This window comes from Mycobacterium heidelbergense, assembly GCF_010730745.1.
Classification (GTDB): Bacteria; Actinomycetota; Actinomycetes; order Mycobacteriales; family Mycobacteriaceae; genus Mycobacterium; species Mycobacterium heidelbergense.
Genome location: NZ_AP022615.1, coordinates 4,559,693 through 4,576,710 on the forward strand (window position 1 = coordinate 4,559,693; position 17,018 = coordinate 4,576,710).

General features: G+C 68.2%; 14 protein-coding genes and 1 riboswitch. Of the genes, 1 reads left to right on the forward strand and 13 read right to left on the reverse strand.

Annotated features, from left to right (window positions below):
- Positions 1-54 precede the first annotated feature (54 nt).
- Positions 55-1,257, forward strand: a complete 1,203-nt coding sequence (locus G6N25_RS21360) for an NAD(P)/FAD-dependent oxidoreductase (protein WP_083075869.1) — start codon at positions 55-57, stop codon at positions 1,255-1,257.
- A gap of 3 nt (positions 1,258-1,260) precedes the next feature.
- Here G6N25_RS21360 and G6N25_RS21365 read toward each other — a convergent pair whose 3' ends face one another.
- The 13 genes from G6N25_RS21365 to G6N25_RS21425 form a co-directional block, all read right to left on the reverse strand.
- Positions 1,261-1,968, reverse strand: coding sequence for an MgtC/SapB family protein (locus G6N25_RS21365; protein ID WP_083075868.1), 708 nt, complete (start codon positions 1,966-1,968; stop codon positions 1,261-1,263).
- Positions 1,969-2,156: 188 nt separating this feature from the next.
- Positions 2,157-2,480 (reverse strand): DUF732 domain-containing protein, encoded by a 324-nt coding sequence (locus tag G6N25_RS21370; RefSeq protein WP_083075866.1) that lies wholly within the window; start codon positions 2,478-2,480, stop codon positions 2,157-2,159.
- Positions 2,481-2,506: 26 nt separating this feature from the next.
- Positions 2,507-3,910: a PPE family protein gene (locus G6N25_RS21375; RefSeq protein ID WP_083075864.1), complete on the reverse strand. Its 1,404-nt coding sequence runs from the start codon at positions 3,908-3,910 to the stop codon at positions 2,507-2,509.
- Positions 3,911-3,987: 77 nt separating this feature from the next.
- Positions 3,988-5,253 (reverse strand): PPE family protein, encoded by a 1,266-nt coding sequence (locus tag G6N25_RS21380; protein WP_083075862.1) that lies wholly within the window; start codon positions 5,251-5,253, stop codon positions 3,988-3,990.
- A gap of 926 nt (positions 5,254-6,179) precedes the next feature.
- A complete protein-coding gene (locus tag G6N25_RS21385; RefSeq protein WP_083075860.1) occupies positions 6,180-7,436 on the reverse strand; it encodes a PPE family protein in 1,257 nt (418 codons plus the stop codon).
- A gap of 265 nt (positions 7,437-7,701) precedes the next feature.
- Positions 7,702-7,877: riboswitch (M-box (ykoK) riboswitch) on the reverse strand.
- 84 nt (positions 7,878-7,961) lie between these two features.
- Complete coding sequence (eccA, locus tag G6N25_RS21390) at positions 7,962-9,794, reverse strand: type VII secretion AAA-ATPase EccA (protein WP_083075858.1); 1,833 nt, start codon at positions 9,792-9,794, stop codon at positions 7,962-7,964.
- Positions 9,791-10,993, reverse strand: coding sequence for a type VII secretion protein EccE (gene eccE, locus G6N25_RS21395; RefSeq protein WP_083075857.1), 1,203 nt, complete (start codon positions 10,991-10,993; stop codon positions 9,791-9,793). The genes eccA and eccE overlap by 4 nt, the downstream gene beginning before the upstream one ends.
- A 20-nt stretch (positions 10,994-11,013) precedes the next feature.
- A complete protein-coding gene (locus G6N25_RS21400; RefSeq protein WP_163672524.1) occupies positions 11,014-12,831 on the reverse strand; it encodes a type VII secretion-associated serine protease mycosin in 1,818 nt (605 codons plus the stop codon).
- Positions 12,809-14,320, reverse strand: coding sequence for a type VII secretion integral membrane protein EccD (gene eccD / locus G6N25_RS21405; protein ID WP_083077433.1), 1,512 nt, complete (start codon positions 14,318-14,320; stop codon positions 12,809-12,811). The genes G6N25_RS21400 and eccD overlap by 23 nt, the downstream gene beginning before the upstream one ends.
- A 267-nt stretch (positions 14,321-14,587) precedes the next feature.
- Entirely contained in the window at positions 14,588-15,490 is a 903-nt protein-coding gene (locus G6N25_RS21410; protein ID WP_083077435.1) for an ESX secretion-associated protein EspG, read from the reverse strand.
- Between the two features lie 88 nt (positions 15,491-15,578).
- Positions 15,579-15,863 (reverse strand): WXG100 family type VII secretion target, encoded by a 285-nt coding sequence (locus G6N25_RS21415; protein ID WP_083072106.1) that lies wholly within the window; start codon positions 15,861-15,863, stop codon positions 15,579-15,581.
- Positions 15,864-15,913: 50 nt separating this feature from the next.
- Positions 15,914-16,210 (reverse strand): WXG100 family type VII secretion target, encoded by a 297-nt coding sequence (locus tag G6N25_RS21420; protein WP_003874404.1) that lies wholly within the window; start codon positions 16,208-16,210, stop codon positions 15,914-15,916.
- A gap of 209 nt (positions 16,211-16,419) precedes the next feature.
- Positions 16,420-16,719, reverse strand: coding sequence for a PE family protein (locus tag G6N25_RS21425; RefSeq protein WP_071511529.1), 300 nt, complete (start codon positions 16,717-16,719; stop codon positions 16,420-16,422).
- Positions 16,720-17,018: the final 299 nt, after the last annotated feature.

Below are 17,018 nucleotides of genomic sequence, written 5' to 3' on the forward strand. Positions count from 1 at the left end.
ATGGTCGATGCTCGAGCGCAGTCCGCCGACCGAGATCGATGAGGTGCCGAGCACGTGACAGCCGTGGTGGTGGTCGGCGCGGGGTTTGCGGGGTTATGGGCGGCGCTGGGCGCCGCCCGACGACTCGACGAGCTCGCCGTGCCGGTGGGCACGGTCGACATCACGGTGTTGAGCGCCAAGCCCTTTCACGACATCCGGGTTCGCAACTACGAAGCGGACTTGAGCGCCTGCCGCATCCCGCTCGCCGAACTGCTCGACCCCGTCGGGATCGCGCACGTCGCGACCGAGGTGACCGCGATCGACACCGGCGCCCGCATTGTCACCACGTCGGGCGGCGCGACGCACGGCTACGACCGACTGGTGCTCGCGTCGGGCAGTCACGTGCTCAAACCCGCGATACCGGGCCTGCGGGAGTTCGGTTTTGACGTCGACACCCACGACGGCGCCCTGGCCCTGCAGCGGCACCTGCGCACGCTCGCCGACGATCCGCCGACGCCGGCGGCGGCCACGGTCGTCGTGGTCGGTGCCGGGCTGACCGGAATCGAGACGGCCTGTGAGCTGCCAAAGCGGCTGCGGGCATTGTTTTCCCGGGCGACGCTCACCCCCCGGGTGATTCTGATCGACCGCAACCCCGCGGTCGGCTCCGATATGGGCGACTCGGCGCGTCCGGTGATCGAACGGGCCTTGTCGGACAACGGCATTGAGGTCAGAACGGCGGTCAGCGTCGCAACGGTCACCGAGCGCGGCGTGTCGCTGTTTTCGGGTGAGCAGCTCGAGGCGGCCACCGTGGTCTGGTGCGCCGGCATGCGGGCCAGCGCGCTGACCGAGCAGCTGCCGGTGGCGCGCGACCGGCTGGGCCGGGTGCCGGTCGATGACTATCTGCGGGTGGTCGGCGTGCCGTCGGTGTTCGCCGCGGGGGACGTGGCCGCGGCCCGGATGGACGACGAGCACCTGTCGGTGATGTCGTGCCAGCACGGGCGCCCGATGGGCCGCTATGCCGGCTACAACGTCATCGGTGACCTGTTCGACGAGCCGCTGCTGGCGCTTCGAATCCCTTGGTACGTCACGGTTCTCGATCTCGGACCGGCCGGCGCGGTCTACACCGAAGGGTGGGGCCGGGCGGTGGTTTCGACGGGCGCGCGGGCCAAGGCGACCAAGCGGACCATCAATACCCGGCGCATCTATCCGCCCCTGACCGGCGACCGGGCCGAGCTGCTGGCCGCCGCCGCGCCGCGGCTGCAGGCCCGCCCGCGATGACGATCATTCCGACTGCGCGTTGTCGCCGGCGTACCACTGGACCGCGCGAATCCCCGGTTGCAGGGACAGTTCCGCCACCAACCGCTCGAGCTTGGCGGCGGTGTGGCCGCCCATGAGCACGTGGGCGGTCAGGGTCAGCTCGTCGTCGGTGGCCGGTCCGGTGTGGATCCCGCGCAGCGTGATGTCGTTGCCGCCGGCGTGCTGCACGATGTGGGCGCGCGCGTACTTTTCGGATTTCGGGCGGCAAACCACCTGGACCAGGTAGGGCCGCAGGTCCTCGTCCTCTTCGCCGGCATCGTCGTGGTCGATCATCCGGCCGAGTGGCCGCCCCAACACGTGGATGCCGATGACGGTTCCGGTGGCGATCAGGGTGAACACCAGGTGCCCGGAAGCGGCCAGCACGCCCACCGCCGCCGAGCACCACAGGGTGGCCGCGGTGTTGAGGCCCCGGACGTTGACCCCCTCGCGCAGGATTACCCCGCCGCCCAGAAACCCGATGCCCGACACCACATATGACGCGACTCGGGTGGGGCTGCTGTCCTCGGTGGCCACGGCGTAGAGCACGAACAGGGTCGCACCGGCGGCAACGAGCGCGTTGGTGCGCAGCCCGGCCCGGCGCGCCCGCCATTGGCGCTCCAACCCGACCAGCGCGCCACACCCGACCCCGACGCCAAGCCGGAGCGCGAAATCGGCGACGGTCAACGTCTGCATTGCACCGCTCCTTCCGCCACCCGCGACGCTGGGTAGCCGCCATCGCGCGGCGCGGGTCGCGCGGCAGTTAACCACGCTCGGGTGAACGGCAGGTGGACCGGAGCCGAACCGGTCGCCCGCCGGCCACGCGCGCGAAACCGCCGCTTAGCGGCGGGGACAGACAATGCCGCTCGGCCCGGGCTCCGGTGCTATGCCTTCGAAAGCTGGTGGGGGCAATAGAATTTCGCGGCGATCATGGCGAAATTCGACGCGCTCTCCATGTCGAATCCGGGATTGTGGGTTTTGACGTCGTGGACGAGCTCCAGGCCCGATTCGCCGTCGTTCAAGCACGTGCACACCGCCTTGGCCGACGCGACCGCCGCATCGGGGCTGGAATAGCTGATGTCGACTTGATGCAGGGCGGCGAGGAAGCCCGCGTCGTCACCCTCCGGAGGAGGGGGCGGGTCCCCATACGCGGGGGCCGCGAGGCCGATGGCGGCACAAAAGCCGAGTAGCGCTACGAAGAGTCTCATAACCAATCTCCCAATTGCATTGCGCCCTATCCTAATTGAGCTTCCGACGGCACCACTTTGGCCTTGTCACCCTTCTTGAGGTGCACCGCGTGGATGCCGGGCTTCTTCGACAGCTGCTCGAGCAGGGCGTCGAGGCCTTCCTGATCGACGTTGTGGTGCTGCACGCTTTCGGGCTTCTCCGATATCTGTGCGACCAGCCGCTTGAGCTTCTCCGGCGAGGTGCTGTCCTTGAGTTCTTTGATCGGCTTGAGACGGCCGCGGGCGCCGGCGCGCACCACGGTGGGACCGCCCGCGCCGACGGCGCTGCCGAGCATCCCGGCCAACGACATCGAACTGAGCAAGCCGCCCTCGCCGAGCGCGGCCGCCGGCACCGCGTCCGGTCCGGCGGCCGACAGTGCGGCGGCGACCGTCCGGATGGCCGGGGTGGCCGAAGCCCAGCTCGGGGGGACCCGCAAGTTGCCGACCAAGGTGCCACGCCCGAAATCCGCCGCCGGCGAGACCGCGTTGAACAGGGTGCCCCGGCCCCAGTGCGGGGCACCAAGCCCGGCCCCCAGCGCGTCTCGCGGGATCGCGCCCAGCGCGGGGTGGGGGGCGAACTTGAGGAACTGCGACGCGGGAAGGTTGATGGCCAGCCCGATCCAGTTGTACTGCGTCGTGTAGCCCAGCGGAGTCCTGAGGGCCGTGTACATCTGGGCAAAGGTCGAGGCCCAGGTCGGTCCTACCAGGGTGTTGATGATGTTGTTGAAGAAATCCGTGTAGTTGGTGGCGAAGTTTGCGCCCAGTTGCAGCAGCGGGTTGCCCGTTGTCAGCGGTTCGGCCGCCGCCGAGGCGAGTGAGGCCACGTTGCCGAACGGGGTGGCGGCGGCCTCGGCCACCGCCGCCGCCTGGGTGGTCAGCCCCCCGGCGTTCGTGATTTGCGGTGCCGCGGTGAACGGCGTCACCTGGGCGGCGGACGCCGACGAGGCGACGTAGCTGTCCATCGCCAGGGCGTCTTGGGCCCACATTTCGGAGTATTGGGTCTCGGTGGCCGCGATTGCCGGGGTGTTCTGCCCGAAAATATTGGTCGCCACCAGCGACGCCAGTTGGCTGCGGTTGGCGGCAATCTCCACCGGTGGCACATGCGCGGCGAACGCCGCCTCATAGGCGCTTGCCGCCGCGGTGGCCTGGGTGGCGGCTTCGGCGGCTTGTGCGGCGGTGCCCTGCATCCAGGTCACGTAGGGTGCGACGGCGGCCGCCGCGGCCAGCGACGACGGACCCGTCCATGGTCCGCCGGTCAGGGTCGAGACCACCGACGAATAGGAAGCCGCCGTGGACTGCAATTCGGTGGCCAGGCCTTCCCAGGCCGCCGCGGCGGCCCGCAGCGACCCCGATCCCGGGCCCGTGTACATCCTGCCCGAGTTGAACTCCGGCGGGAAAGCTGCGTAAAACATGTTCTACCCCTTACCTATCGGGCGTATTTGGGCGGCCTGTGCCGGGCCACTTGTCGTCGTCATGGCGGTCATCGCGGTCACTCTTCCAGCGCGGGGATCACGATGATGGTGGCCGCGGCGGGGTCAGCCTCGGCGACCACGCCGCCGAGCGACCCTGCCGCGGCAGCGCCCGGGGAGTAGGTCGCACCGGCGGCCACGGCGCGTCCGGCCAGACTCGACAGGGCCATCTGGCCAAAGACGCCACCCTCGCCGCTCAGCGAGGCAGCGGGGACGGCCGCCAGGTTGGTGGGCAACACCGAGGCGAGCGTCCTGATCGCCGGGGCGGCTTCGGTCCAGCCCTGGGGCACCGACATGCTTCCGACCAGGGCCGCCTTTCCCATAGCCCCCGATACCGGCGCCGCGCCGAAGCTTGCGGAACTCAGGTTTGCCGCCGCTCCGCTGGTCAACGGGGCCAAGGCCCCCGTGATGGCTTTCGGAGTGTAGAAGGCGGCGACGCCCTGGCCGTTTTGGGCGTAGGCGTACGTCTGCCCGAACGACAGGAACGGGCCACCGCCCAGGGAAGTCTCCCCGAAGAAAGGCGAGTAAATCCCCGAGAGGGTCGAGTTGATGGTGTTCCAGTTCGCCAGGTCGGTGGTGAGCCCCGCCGGCAAGGGTGGCAAGTTCAAGCCCGGTACGGACGTGGGACTGGTTGTCGCCAGGCTTTGCAGCGTCGACGGCGCCGACGAGATCAGCTGGGACAGCTGCGTGCCCACGTTCGAGCCACCCGCGCTGGTGGCCTGGGAGACCGTGGCCGCCTGCGTCGCCGTTCCCGCGGTGTTGGTGGTCTGCGGTGGTTCGTTGAACGGCGTCAGCTGCGACGCCGTCGCCGACGACGCCGCATAGGTGTACATCGCGGCGGCGTCCTGGGCCCACATCTCGGCGTACTGGGCCTCGGTGGCCGCGATCGACGGGGTGTTCTGGCCCAGGATGTTGGTGGCGATCAGCGCCATCAGCAGGGCGCGATTGGTCGCGATCACCGGCGGCGGCACCGTGGCGGCAAAGGCCGTCTCGTAGGCGCCGGCGGCCAGCTTGGCCTGCGTGGCCGCCTGCTCCGCCTGAGCGCCGGTGGCGCCCATCCACGCCACGTACGGTGTGGCCGCGGCCGCCATCGCAATCGACGACGGGCCCGTCCACGGCCCGGTGGCCAAGCCTTCGATCGTCGACCCGTACGACGCCGCGGTGGACTGCAATTCCGTCGCCAGCTCGTCCCACGCCGCCGCGGCCGCCAGCATCGGCCCCGATCCTGCGCCGACGTACATCCGTCCGGAGTTGATCTCCGGTGGTAACGCCCCGAAATCGAACATGTATTACCTCCGGTCCCGTAGGTGGCGGCCATGGTAAGCACGGCTTCCTGACGCCGTACGCAACCATGCTGAAGCTCTGATGGAATCCATCGAATCGACGGTCGAATCCGCGCGTTGGTTCCACGTGTTTGAGGACAACAACCCCCCACTCTCCTAGCTGAAAATGTGTCCAGGGGCGTGGGTTGCCCCCGTTTCGGCTCCGTTGCCCTAAATGTAGCGATCAGCCTGACTAGAAACTATTCAAGCCGCGTTCCTGCGGTGTGATAATAACGTAAACAATAAGTATCACCGTGGCGTGTTTCCTGTGAGAATGCTGCTTAATAGCTAACACGATGCTGTAATGAATGCCATGCCCAGAAAATTACCAGGAAGTACTCAGCAAATGGCTAGAATCGCAGGTATTTATCCAAACGCCGATGTATATATGCGTGTGCGATGCTTACTGCAGGTCATTTATGACCCGAGCCGGTCGTGAATCGCCTATCGCGCTATCGCAAAAGGTTTAATGCTCGGCATGCTGCAGCACCGTAATGGTGCGAGAGGGCATGTGAGTTTGCAATGGGGCGGCGAGGATATTAATTCGCACATTTACTGCCATTTGTTGCGGCATGGATTAGGTCCAGCTGGAGTCGAGGGCGCGGTCGGCGGCGGCGCGGCCCGAGCGGCCGCCGTGCGCGCCCACATCGCCGGATCGGTAGCTAAACGTCATGCTGTGCTCTCCCCTGAACTTCAGTCAGCGTACGCATGGACGACTGGTGAAACACTGATTAGCTACTGGGAATTTACTGGGAGGCCGATCCGCGCTGTTCGCGGTGGTTATCACGGCGTGCCGGCCGGTCGCGGAGCCCGTGGAGCATGTTAATTGCGTTGCGGAAAGCTCAAACCGTTGAACGATCGCGTGTGAGGTCGACGAGACCGGCCGGGTGCTACCCGGCGGCCGGAGGGCGTGCGACGAAGGTGGGCCGGAAGCCGTACTGCGGAAGGGCACGCCCATACGCTTGCGCGCCTATGGTTCCGACCGGCATGCCGGGCATGCCGGCTGCCATCGCCGGGGGCGGCACCATCGGTGTGCCGCCCAGTGTCGAGGCCAGCGGGCTGGCCAGCGGCGCCGGCGCGGCCCAGCTGGGTGGCACCGACAACGCGCCGATCATCGGTGCGTGACCGAGGCCCGCCGAGACGGCGTTGCCAAGGCCGCCGATGCCGCCGACGGGGCCGGCGAGGGCCTCGCCCAGCCCACCGGCGGCAACCTGGCCTGCGGCGTCGCCGGCCGCGGCACCGGCCTGCTGGCCGAGCAGGCCCAGGAACGGCCCCATCGTGTTGCTCGGCATGTAGAACCCGGACGTAAAGATCGTGTTCCAGATGTTGGCGTTCAGCAACTGGCCGAAGGCGGTGTCGTCGCCCCCGATCAGGTTCAGCAGGCCGTCGAGCCCGGTGGTGTCGCCGGCCGACCCGGGCGCAAACGGGTCCAATCCGCTCAGCCCGTTGAGGACGCTGTCCAAACCCGTCGTCTGCGACGAAGCCGGCGACGCCAGCCCCTGCAGCGCGGTGGGCAGCGCGGACATCAGCTGGGACAGCGTGCCCTGCTGCGTCCCGGCCGGGGTGGCGGCGGCCTGGGCCACCGCGGCCGACTGGGCGCTCAGCCCGCTGGTGTTGGTGGCCTGCCGCGGGTCGGTGAACTGACTCAGCTGGGTGGCCGTGGCCGACGACGCCGCATAGGTGTACATCGCGGTGGCGTCCTGGGCCCACATCTCGGCGTACTGGGCCTCGGTGGCCGCGATCGCCGGGGTGTTCTGGCCCAGGATGTTGGTGGCGATCAGCGCCATCAGCTGGGCCCGGTTCGCGGCGATCACCGGCGGCGGCGCCGTGGCGGCGAACGCGGCCTCGTAGCCCGCCGCGGCGGCCTCGGCCTGTGCGGCGGCCTGCTCGGCCTGCTCGGCCGTGGTGCCCAGCCACGCCACGTACGGCGCGGCCGCGGCCGCCATCGCCGCCGAGGCCGGGCCATGCCATTCCGTGCCGGTCAGCGTCGACAGCACGGAGCCGTAAGACAGTGCGGTGGAACGCAATTCGGCGGCCAATCCATGCCAGGCCGAGGCGGCGGCCAGCATCGGGCCCGAACCCGCCCCGGTGTACATCCGTCCGGAGTTGACTTCCGGCGGAAGCATCGCGAAGTCCAGTGCCGTCATCGTCGGCCTCCTTCCCTAGCCGGTCGCGATCGTGTTGTGCCGACCGCGGCCAGCCGCGCAGGGGCGGCGTATGGACTGAATCCCTTGGGGGCCAGCCTGATTCAGGCTATGGAGGCGGGGCCGGGGTCGGATCGCAACGAAATGGTCGTTGATCTGGGATACGGACTGTCGTCGGGACTCATTTCGCTCTCACCTCCTCACGGCCCGGGCACACGGGGATGCCATCAACGTTGCACATGGGGAGAAGAGCCCGGAACACCCGGACACGGCACCCCTCTCGTCAGAGCTTTGGCACCACACGGCGTATCCGGCGAATCGAAACCGGAAGCCACTTGGGCTCAACCCTTAAGCCGGGAGGAGCTGTCCTGACCCTGGGCGTCTTTCGACGTTCGAGGTCAGTGGCCTATATCCGCGTAGAAGCCTCACCTAGCGAGGTGCTTGCACAGGCCATGGTGGCACCCGCGGAGCGGATGAGTCAAGCTCGCCGCGGCCGGATCGCGGCAATTCCGGGTGTATCCCGGCTCGCTATGTCGTCTTCTTCTCGGCCACCGCCGCGCGCAGGCCCTCGGCGAGGTCCTCGCGGGTCAACTCCTTGAAACGGAGCAGTTGGGCCTCGCTGAACTCGCTGAGATCGCTGGCCAGCACCGCGTCGAGGTCTTCGTCATCGAGCCGGAAGCTGCGGTGGTCGCGGGCCTTTTCCACCACGTTGCGCACGAAGCCGGCGTTGCCCAGGGTGTCGATGCCGCGAATCAGGTCCCCGTCTTCCGAGTAGCTCTCGTCGAGATAGAACTTGGTGTACGACGGCAGCAATCCCTCGGCCGCCTCGTCGGTGATGAGGTCCTCGTTCTCCCGCCCCATCAGCTTGGTCAGTGCGACAAGCTCTTCCGGGGTGTAGCTGAAGAACTCGATGACGGTCGAAAAGCGCCGTCGCAGACCCTGATTCACCTCGAGCATCTTGTCCATGGCCTTGGCGTAGCCCGCGCCGAAGACCACCAGCTCGTCGCGGTGGTTTTCCATGTACAGCAGCAGCGTGTTGATGATCGCGTTGCCGTACGGGTCGCCCTGGTGGTAGCCCGTCTCGTGCAGGGTGTGCATCTCGTCGAAGAAGACGGCTCCGCCCAGCGCTCCCTCGAGCATCTCCTCGGTGTTCTTTTCGGCGTCGGCCATGTACCGGCCCAGCAGCTTGGTGCGGCTGGTCTCCACCACCACGGGCTTGCGCAGCACGGTCAGCCCGCACAGCTGCTTGCTGAAAGCGCGTGCCACCGAGGTCTTTCCGGTCCCGGGCGGCCCCAGCAGCAAGGTGTGGCGCGACGTCACCGGCACCGGCAGCCCCATCTTGGCGCGGGCCAAGTTGACCTTGGTGGTCGACTTGATGAGCTTGATTTCCCGTTTGGCCCGCTCCATGCCCAGCATCGCGTTGAGCTCGGCGTCCCCTTCGGCCAGATACCTGGCGGCCTCCTGGGCGTGGCGGGCGGCCTCCGTCTGCGCGCGGGTCGGGGCGCTGCCCGGATCCCACGGGTCGGTGCGCGCCTCGATCGTTTCCGGATCGGTCAGCACCAGCCGGTAGTTGGGGTTGTCGAGCGCCTCGCGGGCCGGGGTGAACTTCGGATCGCGCGAATACACCCGGCGCAACAGCTCGATGGCCTCCTCTTCGCGGCCGACGTGCCGCAGGCACATGCCCTGGGTGTACAGGGCGATGTTGGCCGCCCCCGGCACCCGGTCGCCCTCGATGGCGTCCTGCCCGCGCCGAAAGGCCTCTTCGAAGACCCCCAGCGACGCCAGCGCGGTGGTTGCCATGGCCGCCCCGGCGGCCTTCAGTTCGGGTTGCCGCCAGGGCTTTCCCTCGGGAAATTGGGCGAGCACGTCCGGCCAGCGTCCGGTGCGGAAGTACAGCACGCCCCGCACGTAGTTGATCACTTCCTCGTCGAAAGGGTGGCGGGGTTCGATGCCGTCGAGCAGTTTCGCCGCTTCCTCGTACCGTTTCGCCTCGGCGAGGACGGCGGCGTAGGCGCAGGCCAGCGTCTCCACGCTGGTGATCGCCAGCCGCAGGAACAGCCCGTCGGAGACCTCGGGACGAAACTGCACGTCCGTGACCCCGAGGCGGCGGGTTTCCCAACCGAACGTCCTGACCGCCGCCCACGCGCCCAGCAGCACGTCGATGCCCTGTTCGCCCGCCAATATCCGCGCCAGCCAGGCATCGCACATCCCGGGGTCAAGCGTGGTCGCCGTGTTGAACATCTGCGACGCCACCTGCGGGTTGTGGCTGGGCTGTAGTCCGTTGACCGAAATCCCCGACGCCAACAGGCCGGCGACCATAGCATTACGGGCGTCTTCGGCGGTCGACTGCGGGCGCGTCATTGCGCTGCGGGCACGCTCGCTGAGCTCTCCCGCGCCTGACCTACCGACAGCACCAACTCATCGTCGTCGAGCAGCCCACGGCTGGGCACGACCAGGATCGGGCGAGCCGCCGGGGCGGGCAGACTCGCGCGCACCGCCGCCAGTTGGCGCCCGGTGAGCCGATTGAGCCCCGACGATATCGCCCTGGGAAGCCGCTTCTCGCTGTGGTAGCGCACCCAGCCCGACAGCTGGGGCCGGCCGCCGCTCGTGACGAGCCGGATCGTGACCACGGTCGCCGCCACCTCGGCCAGCAACAGGTCTTCCACGGTCTCGGTGGTGATGTCCGACGGTGTCAGCCAGAAGCTGGTGGCGAACCCGTTGAAATGCTTGAGATGCCGCCATCCGGGGCGGCTCCAGGTCGGCTCCAGGTCGGCCAGCACGGCGCTGTCGACCTCGCCCAGCTCGTCGGCGGTCAACGGCTTGGCCACACAACTTTGCCCATCGAGATCCTGGGCGAGCCGCTCGGTGGCCGCCACCAACGTCGACGCCAGCGAATCGCGGGCCGCGACGGCGGCGACGTTGCGCTGCGGGTTCATCCGCAGCACCAGCCACGTGCGGCGCACATAGGAGGGTTGGTCGCTCACCAGCCCCCACTCCTCGGGCCCCCAGTCGTCGAGCTTCGACTTTTCGGCGGCTCGGACTTCGGGGCCCCCGCGGCGCACCTTCACCGAGACGATGTCGATGCCGTCAAGGTGAATGTCGAACTGGCGCAGGCCCTCGGCGACCGCCCGCACCGGCAGGGCGGCCGCGGTCGTCCGATGGCGATGGCGGCCAAGGGCGTCGTCGTCCCCACCGTCCACCGCGATCACCGTGACCAGATGGCCGTCGTAGTGGCGCACGCCGACCTTGTTGCGCCCGAAGCGACGCTGGTGGTCGACCGCCGGCGTGCATCCGGCCGTCAGCGCGGTGCCCGGGTCGGCGGACCAATCCCACAGCCACGTGGCCAAGCCAGAGGTCACCGTGAGCCCGTGGTGGGTGACCAGTGACAGCAGCGTGATCAGCGTTGCGAGGCCGACGCCCACCCAAAACGCGATGTGATGGTCGCCCTGCCAGGAGTCCGGGCAGTGACTTGCCACCAACATGATGAGGACGTCGATCAGGAACACCGCGGTGACCCGCGGCCACGACAAAGACAATCCAAACCTGCGCTGAGCCTTCATGTGCTATTGCCGCTCCGACCTCATTGCTGCTTCCGTGTTCGCTTCATCAACATCGCTATGCCGAACACTGCGCCGCCGATGAGCAAGGCTCCGGTCAATCCTCCGGCCGCCACCCATACTGGCACCATATCCCGGTGCGGCGCGGCTTTCGGCATCTTCAGTGGCGCCGACAGTTGCTGCGGCGGCTTCGCCGGGCCTTCGGGCACATCCCAGGTCAGCGCCGCGACCGGATCGACGATACCGTAGCCCATCTGGTTGTCCACGCCGCGCGCCGGCGCCCGGGCGGTGCGTTCCAACCGGTTGACGACCTGGTACGCCGAGAGCTGCGGGTATTTCGCGCGGACGAGGGCGGCAACCCCCGACACGATCGCGGCCGAGAAGCTCGTGCCGGCCGGAACCAGCAGCGAGTTGTCCGGGCCGTCGATGGCGTTGATCAGACCGTCGTCCCGGGGTGAAAGCCCGACGATGTCGATCCCCGGCGCCGCGAGTCCCACCCACGGCCCGGCGACGCTCGTCGACGCCTGCCCCTGACCACCCTGGGTGAGCGGCCGGCCGTCGGTGTCCACCGCGCCGACCGTCAGGACGTAGTCGCTGAACCAGGACGGCGTCACGACGGTGGTGACACCGTTCCAGTCGCGCGGATCCTTGGGCTGCATGGGATCGAAGACCGGGTTCTGCTTGCAGTCCTTCTTGCTGGTGTCGCCCGCGGCGGCCACGATGACGGCGTTCTTGTCGACCGCCGCGTAGCGCACCGCCGCGCCCAGCGTGCGCTGGTCGATGACGTTGCGCGCGCTCATGCAGGTCACATCGGAGATGTTGATGACCGACGCGCCCAGGTTGGCGGCGTGCACGATCGCTCGCGCCATGGTCTCGACGTCGTCGATCTTCGCCCGCGTCTGCGGATCCTCGTCACCGGTGTAGGCATCCTTGAGGCCAAAGGCCTGGCTGGACTGGCGGATCGAGATGATGTCGACGTCCGGCGCGATTCCGCTGTAGGCGTCCGGGGCCTGGGCGGGCGCCGGCGCCGGGGGTGGCGGCGGGGGTTTGGGCGGGTCGAGCGGGCGCGGGCCGCCCGGGTTGTCGACGGCGGTTACCTGGCGCCCGCCGGCATAGCTCGGTATGGTCACCGTCCCCTGGCCGCCGTGGTGGCCCGACGGGGCCTGACCGGGTGCGGGGGGAGGCGCGGGCGGTGCTGGCGGGGGCGCCGGCGGCGCCCCGAACGGCCCCGGAGGCCCTTCCGGCGGCGGGGGAACCATCGTCACGGTCTGCGGCAACGGCGACAAGGTCACCGTCTGCGGCGGCGGCGCTTTCGGGGGCGGCTCGGTGGTGGGAATGGTGACCGGCTTGCGCGGCGCGGCGGGCGGCGCCGTGGCGCCACTGGCCGGGGCCGCGCCGATCACCGACGCCACGATGGTGCCGTGGGCGTCGCAGTCCGACAGCCCGTCGCCGGACATGATGTAGTCGCCGCCGGGGATCAGGTGCGGAAACCTGGGGTGCGGGGTCACACCCGTGTCGATGACCGCGACCTTCTGCCCGGCGCCGCGGCCGAATTGCCATGCCTCCTGCAGGTTCAGCATGTCCATGTACCTCGGCTGCAGCCGAAAGTCGGTGCCGGGCAAGACCCCGACCTCGGTGCAGTAGGAGTTCTGCTTCATCGGTGCCGGCGGTCCGGGCGGACCATCCGGCGGCACCGCGGCCGGGTCGACCGTCGGTGGCGAGATCGCGTACGCGGGCGGTAGACCGGCCAACGCACCTGACGTGAGCAGGAGTGCGGCGATGGTCGCGCGCGAGGCGCGACCATGCCACAGCCTGCCGCTAGCGGTAACGAATCGCCGCATAGACATTCATCAGCCACAATGCCAACGGGAAAATCGGCATGAGGCACAGGTATTCGATCCATTCCACAAACTTGCGGAACAGCGGGCTGTAGATGGTGTTGGGCACGACCGCCGCGGCCGTCAGGCCGGCGGCCGGCAGCAGCACCAGGATCGCCACGCCGATCGACACGGCGAGCGGCGACTGCAGCACCAGGGCGTACCGCACCACCACCGCGGCGACGATGATCACGGCGGTCGCGGCCAGGGTGATCGCCTGCCAGCGGTCGACGTACGAGCGGCCGCGCAGCATCAGGAAGCCGGCGCTGAAGCCGGCCAGCAGGAGCGGCAGCCAGCGCTGCCCGGTGTGCGGGTCCGACAGCGCGGTCAGCGACACCACCATCAACACGCCCAGCCCCAGGAGCAGGCCGGTCAGGAACGACCGGGCGCGTTCGGCTTGCAGCACCACGTCCCGGACCGACGCGGGCCCCTCCAAGACCGGGGCACCGCCGTCGGGGCGCACCACGGTGGTGGGCAGATCCGGTCGCGCCTCGAACACCCATCGGCTGGTCGCCGACGGGAACACGGGCAGCCGAATGCCGGCCAGGCGACGGGACAGGGCCGGTGCGGCGTGGTAGGTCAGCACGCAGACCAGCACCACGCAGCTGAAGTTGGTCACCGCGCTGGTCATGGCGACCATGCGCGCCAGGCTGGCGATCGCCGCCACCGCGCTGATGGTGACGATCGCGGTGTAAATGGCCAGCCGGCGACCGGTGAAGCGCAGCGCGAGCGCCGCGGCGATGGCGAGGACGCCGAAGCCCAACACCGCTTGCGGGGACCCGACGCCGCCCGGCGGCGCCGCCGCTGCCGCCACCGCCAGTGGCGCGAGGCCGCTCAGCAGCATGATGTCGGCGACGCGTCGATCCGACTGCGTCTTCGCCCGCGTCGCCAGCATGATGGCCACCGTCAGCACGAGGGCGGCGATGATCGCGGCGTAGACCGTCGGCAGCCACGAGTTGTGGTGCCAGCGCCACCAGCCCAGCAAACCCGCCGCGGCGGTCACCCCGACCGCGATCATCGAGGAGCCGACCTGCACCGCGACGATCGGGTCGATCGCGGCGAACCGCTTGCTCAGGTTTGCCGAAACCGCGGTGGAGATGTGCTCGATGACCTGCGACCGGTGCTCGGTGTCCGGGAGGAACCGGATCCACAGCCGGTCGCCGTCGTAGATGTCCTGCTCGGTCAGCGATTGGGTGGCCCGCAGGGGCGTGCCGTCGACCAGGCACAGCGCCCACCTGCCGCGGCCCGTGGCCTCCAGCGGCGTCTCGCCGAGTTCCCTCAGCCGGCTGTTGACCACTTTCAGCAGCGGGTCGGTCATCACCGAGACCGGGGCGTTGGCATCCAGCAGGACGCCGATTTGGACGCCCTCGCCGGCCATGACGCCGACCACTACCGCCCGAGGCTGTGAGATACCCTCGATATCCGCCTGTAGGGTTTCAGCTACCGCGGTCATCGCCCTGCACCCCCTGCCATGGTGAATGTGTAACCCCGTGTCGCCAGCCGCGCGGCGGCCCCGGTCGCTCTACGTGCCGAGGCGCTGTGGCCCCCCGGGAGGTACAGCTCGCCTAGTTCGGATTTCATCTGCCTCGCCTTGCGCTAAAGAGTTGTGGTGACACTGCTTTGAATATTTGCTGATGATTCTAGAGAAGTATGCCGTCTTCGCATCCTGGCCGCATGTTCTGTGCAAAAGCATTGGTGAAGTTTGTGTTTCAGGCGTATGTCAAACCCTGCTGTGCGTTTTCCATTCGCCGTAGGGCAGCGTGTCCAGCACGGTTTTGATGCCCACCTGCACCAGCTGCGGCGTGGCCGGACAGATGGCCAGCCACGCTTCGCCCGAACCCGCGGTGCGCGCCTGCTGGTAGAGCGCGATGCGGCCCCCCGAACCGTCTTTCAGCGACAGCACCGATGCGCTGGGGCCCTTGGCGTCGTCGCGGTACTGACGCGCGTACACCGCGACCTCGGCCGCCGGGTCCGACAGGGCCTGCCCCAGCGCGGCCACCGTGGCGGCGCTGATGCCCATCCGGCGCAGATCCCCGCCGGAAAAGACGTTGAAGCCGGACTCCTGCCACGATTTCGTCGCCTCCAGCATCTCCTCCAGCGGCACGTTGACCGCGTTGATCGCCGCGGGCTCGGCGTGGTGAATCGACTCCAAACCGTCTATCACCAGCGAGGCGATCGAGGCGCTGTCCGCGACGGCGACGTCGTCGACGGTGATGTCGCTGCCAACCCGCACCGCCGACACCCAGTGCTGGCCGCGACGGGCGAGCACCACGCGGAACTCGTTGTCAGGGATGTCGCGCGAACCGGGCGGCTGGTTATCTTCTTCGACGACGCCATAGAGCAGCTTGCCCCGCGAGAGCAAGGCGACAACCTCGAGGTCGGGCGCGGCGAGGACCCGCATCCGGGCGGCGACCTGTTCGTGCACCTCGTCGCCGACGACGATGCCCTGCTCGCGCATCACCGCCATTCCGGGGTGTTCGTTGAGCCAGTCGTTCGAGTCGGTCGATACGAATGGCCGGCACCGTAATTCCGGCGCGACGTGTCGAATGTCGAGTAGCGCCTGAAGCATCCAGAAACCGTCGACGTTGACGGTGATGTCGGTGCGGGTGCCCTGTTGGTCCATCAGTGCCCTAAAAGGTCGAAGTGGTCGGAAACTGCAGGACGCGGCAGCACACCGCCGTGTGGTGTGCTGCCGCGCCTGAAGTTGGGAGTTAGGCCCAGCTGGAGCCGACGGCGCTGTCGGTGCTGGCCATGTTGCTGCCGGCGGTCTGCACCTTCTGGCCGTGGGCGTTGGCCTGCTCGTAGATCACCTGGAAGTTGCGACCCAACTGGGTGATGAACTCCTGGCAGGCCACCGAACCGGAGCCGCCCCAAAAGTCACCGGCGGCCAGCACATCACGAACGATGGCCTGGTGCTCGGCCTCCAGCGACGCGGCCTGCGCACGAATCAACGCGCCGTGCGAATCCACGTCGCCGAACTGGTAATTGATGGTCATATCGGTGTTCTCCTAACGTATGAAAGATTACGCAGCCGTGGCGCTTCGCGCTAGCTGCTGAGGATTTGCTGGGAAGCCTGCTCTTGCTGCTCGTAGTTGTTGGCGTCGCGGATCAGTCCGTCGCGCACCCCGTGCAGCATGTTCACGATGTTGCGGAAGGCCTGGTTGACCTGGCCCATGGTGTCATACGAGGTCGCCTGCGCCTGCCCGCTCCAGCCGGCCCCGGCGATGTTCATCGACGACGCCCACATCTTGCGGGCCTCGTCCTCAACGGTCTGGGCGTGCACCTCAAAACGGCCCGCCATCGCCCGCATCTCGTGCGGGTCGGTCATAAAACGTGTTGCCATGTTGGCTATCTCCTTAACTTGGTGACTTGATTTCTGTTGTGGTGAGCGATGGCCGGTCGGTTACGCGGTAGCGCACCGCCGAGCCGAATGAATAAGGATGTGTCCCCCTTCCGTCAGCCGGCGGTCACCGAGCGTTGTGACACGGCGAACGGACGTCGACCCCGAACCACGGCGTTTGGGTCGACGGAACTCTGAACCGCTGAACCCGCTCAGCCGGCGGCCGCCGCGTTGGCGGCCTCCGTCGCGGCGTAGGAACCCGAGCTGATCCCCAGCGTGTTCACGAACTGCTCGTGGATCGCGGCGGCCTGCGCGCTGACCGCCTGGTACATCTGCGCATGCGCGGCGAACTGAGCCGCCGTCAGCGCCGACACCTCGTCGGCGGCGGCCGGCACGACCCCGGTCGTCGGTGCTGCCGCGGCCGCGTTCTGGGCGCTCAGCGCCGAGCCGATACCCTGCAGGCTCCCGGCCGCCGCGGCCAAAGCCTCCGGCTGTGTGGTCACGAACGACATAATTTTCCCTCCTCGATTGCCTCTGGCACCGCTCTGTGCAAGAGAGTAGATGACGACATCGGTGTCAAGCTGTCTCCGAGGCCTCCTGTTCGCAATTGTTCACTGGACGGCACTACGAATTCACCTTCTGTAACGACACAGTAACAGCGTACGGGCCGCTCCGCTGTCTGACCAGCAAACTCACAGGCAAGCGGGAGCGGTGGACCGGGCGGCCCGCCGAACTTCCGTTGCCGCGTGCGTTTCGCGGAGCTACCGGCGCCCACCGCGCCGGAAATCGCGACGGCCGACCGGTCACTTCC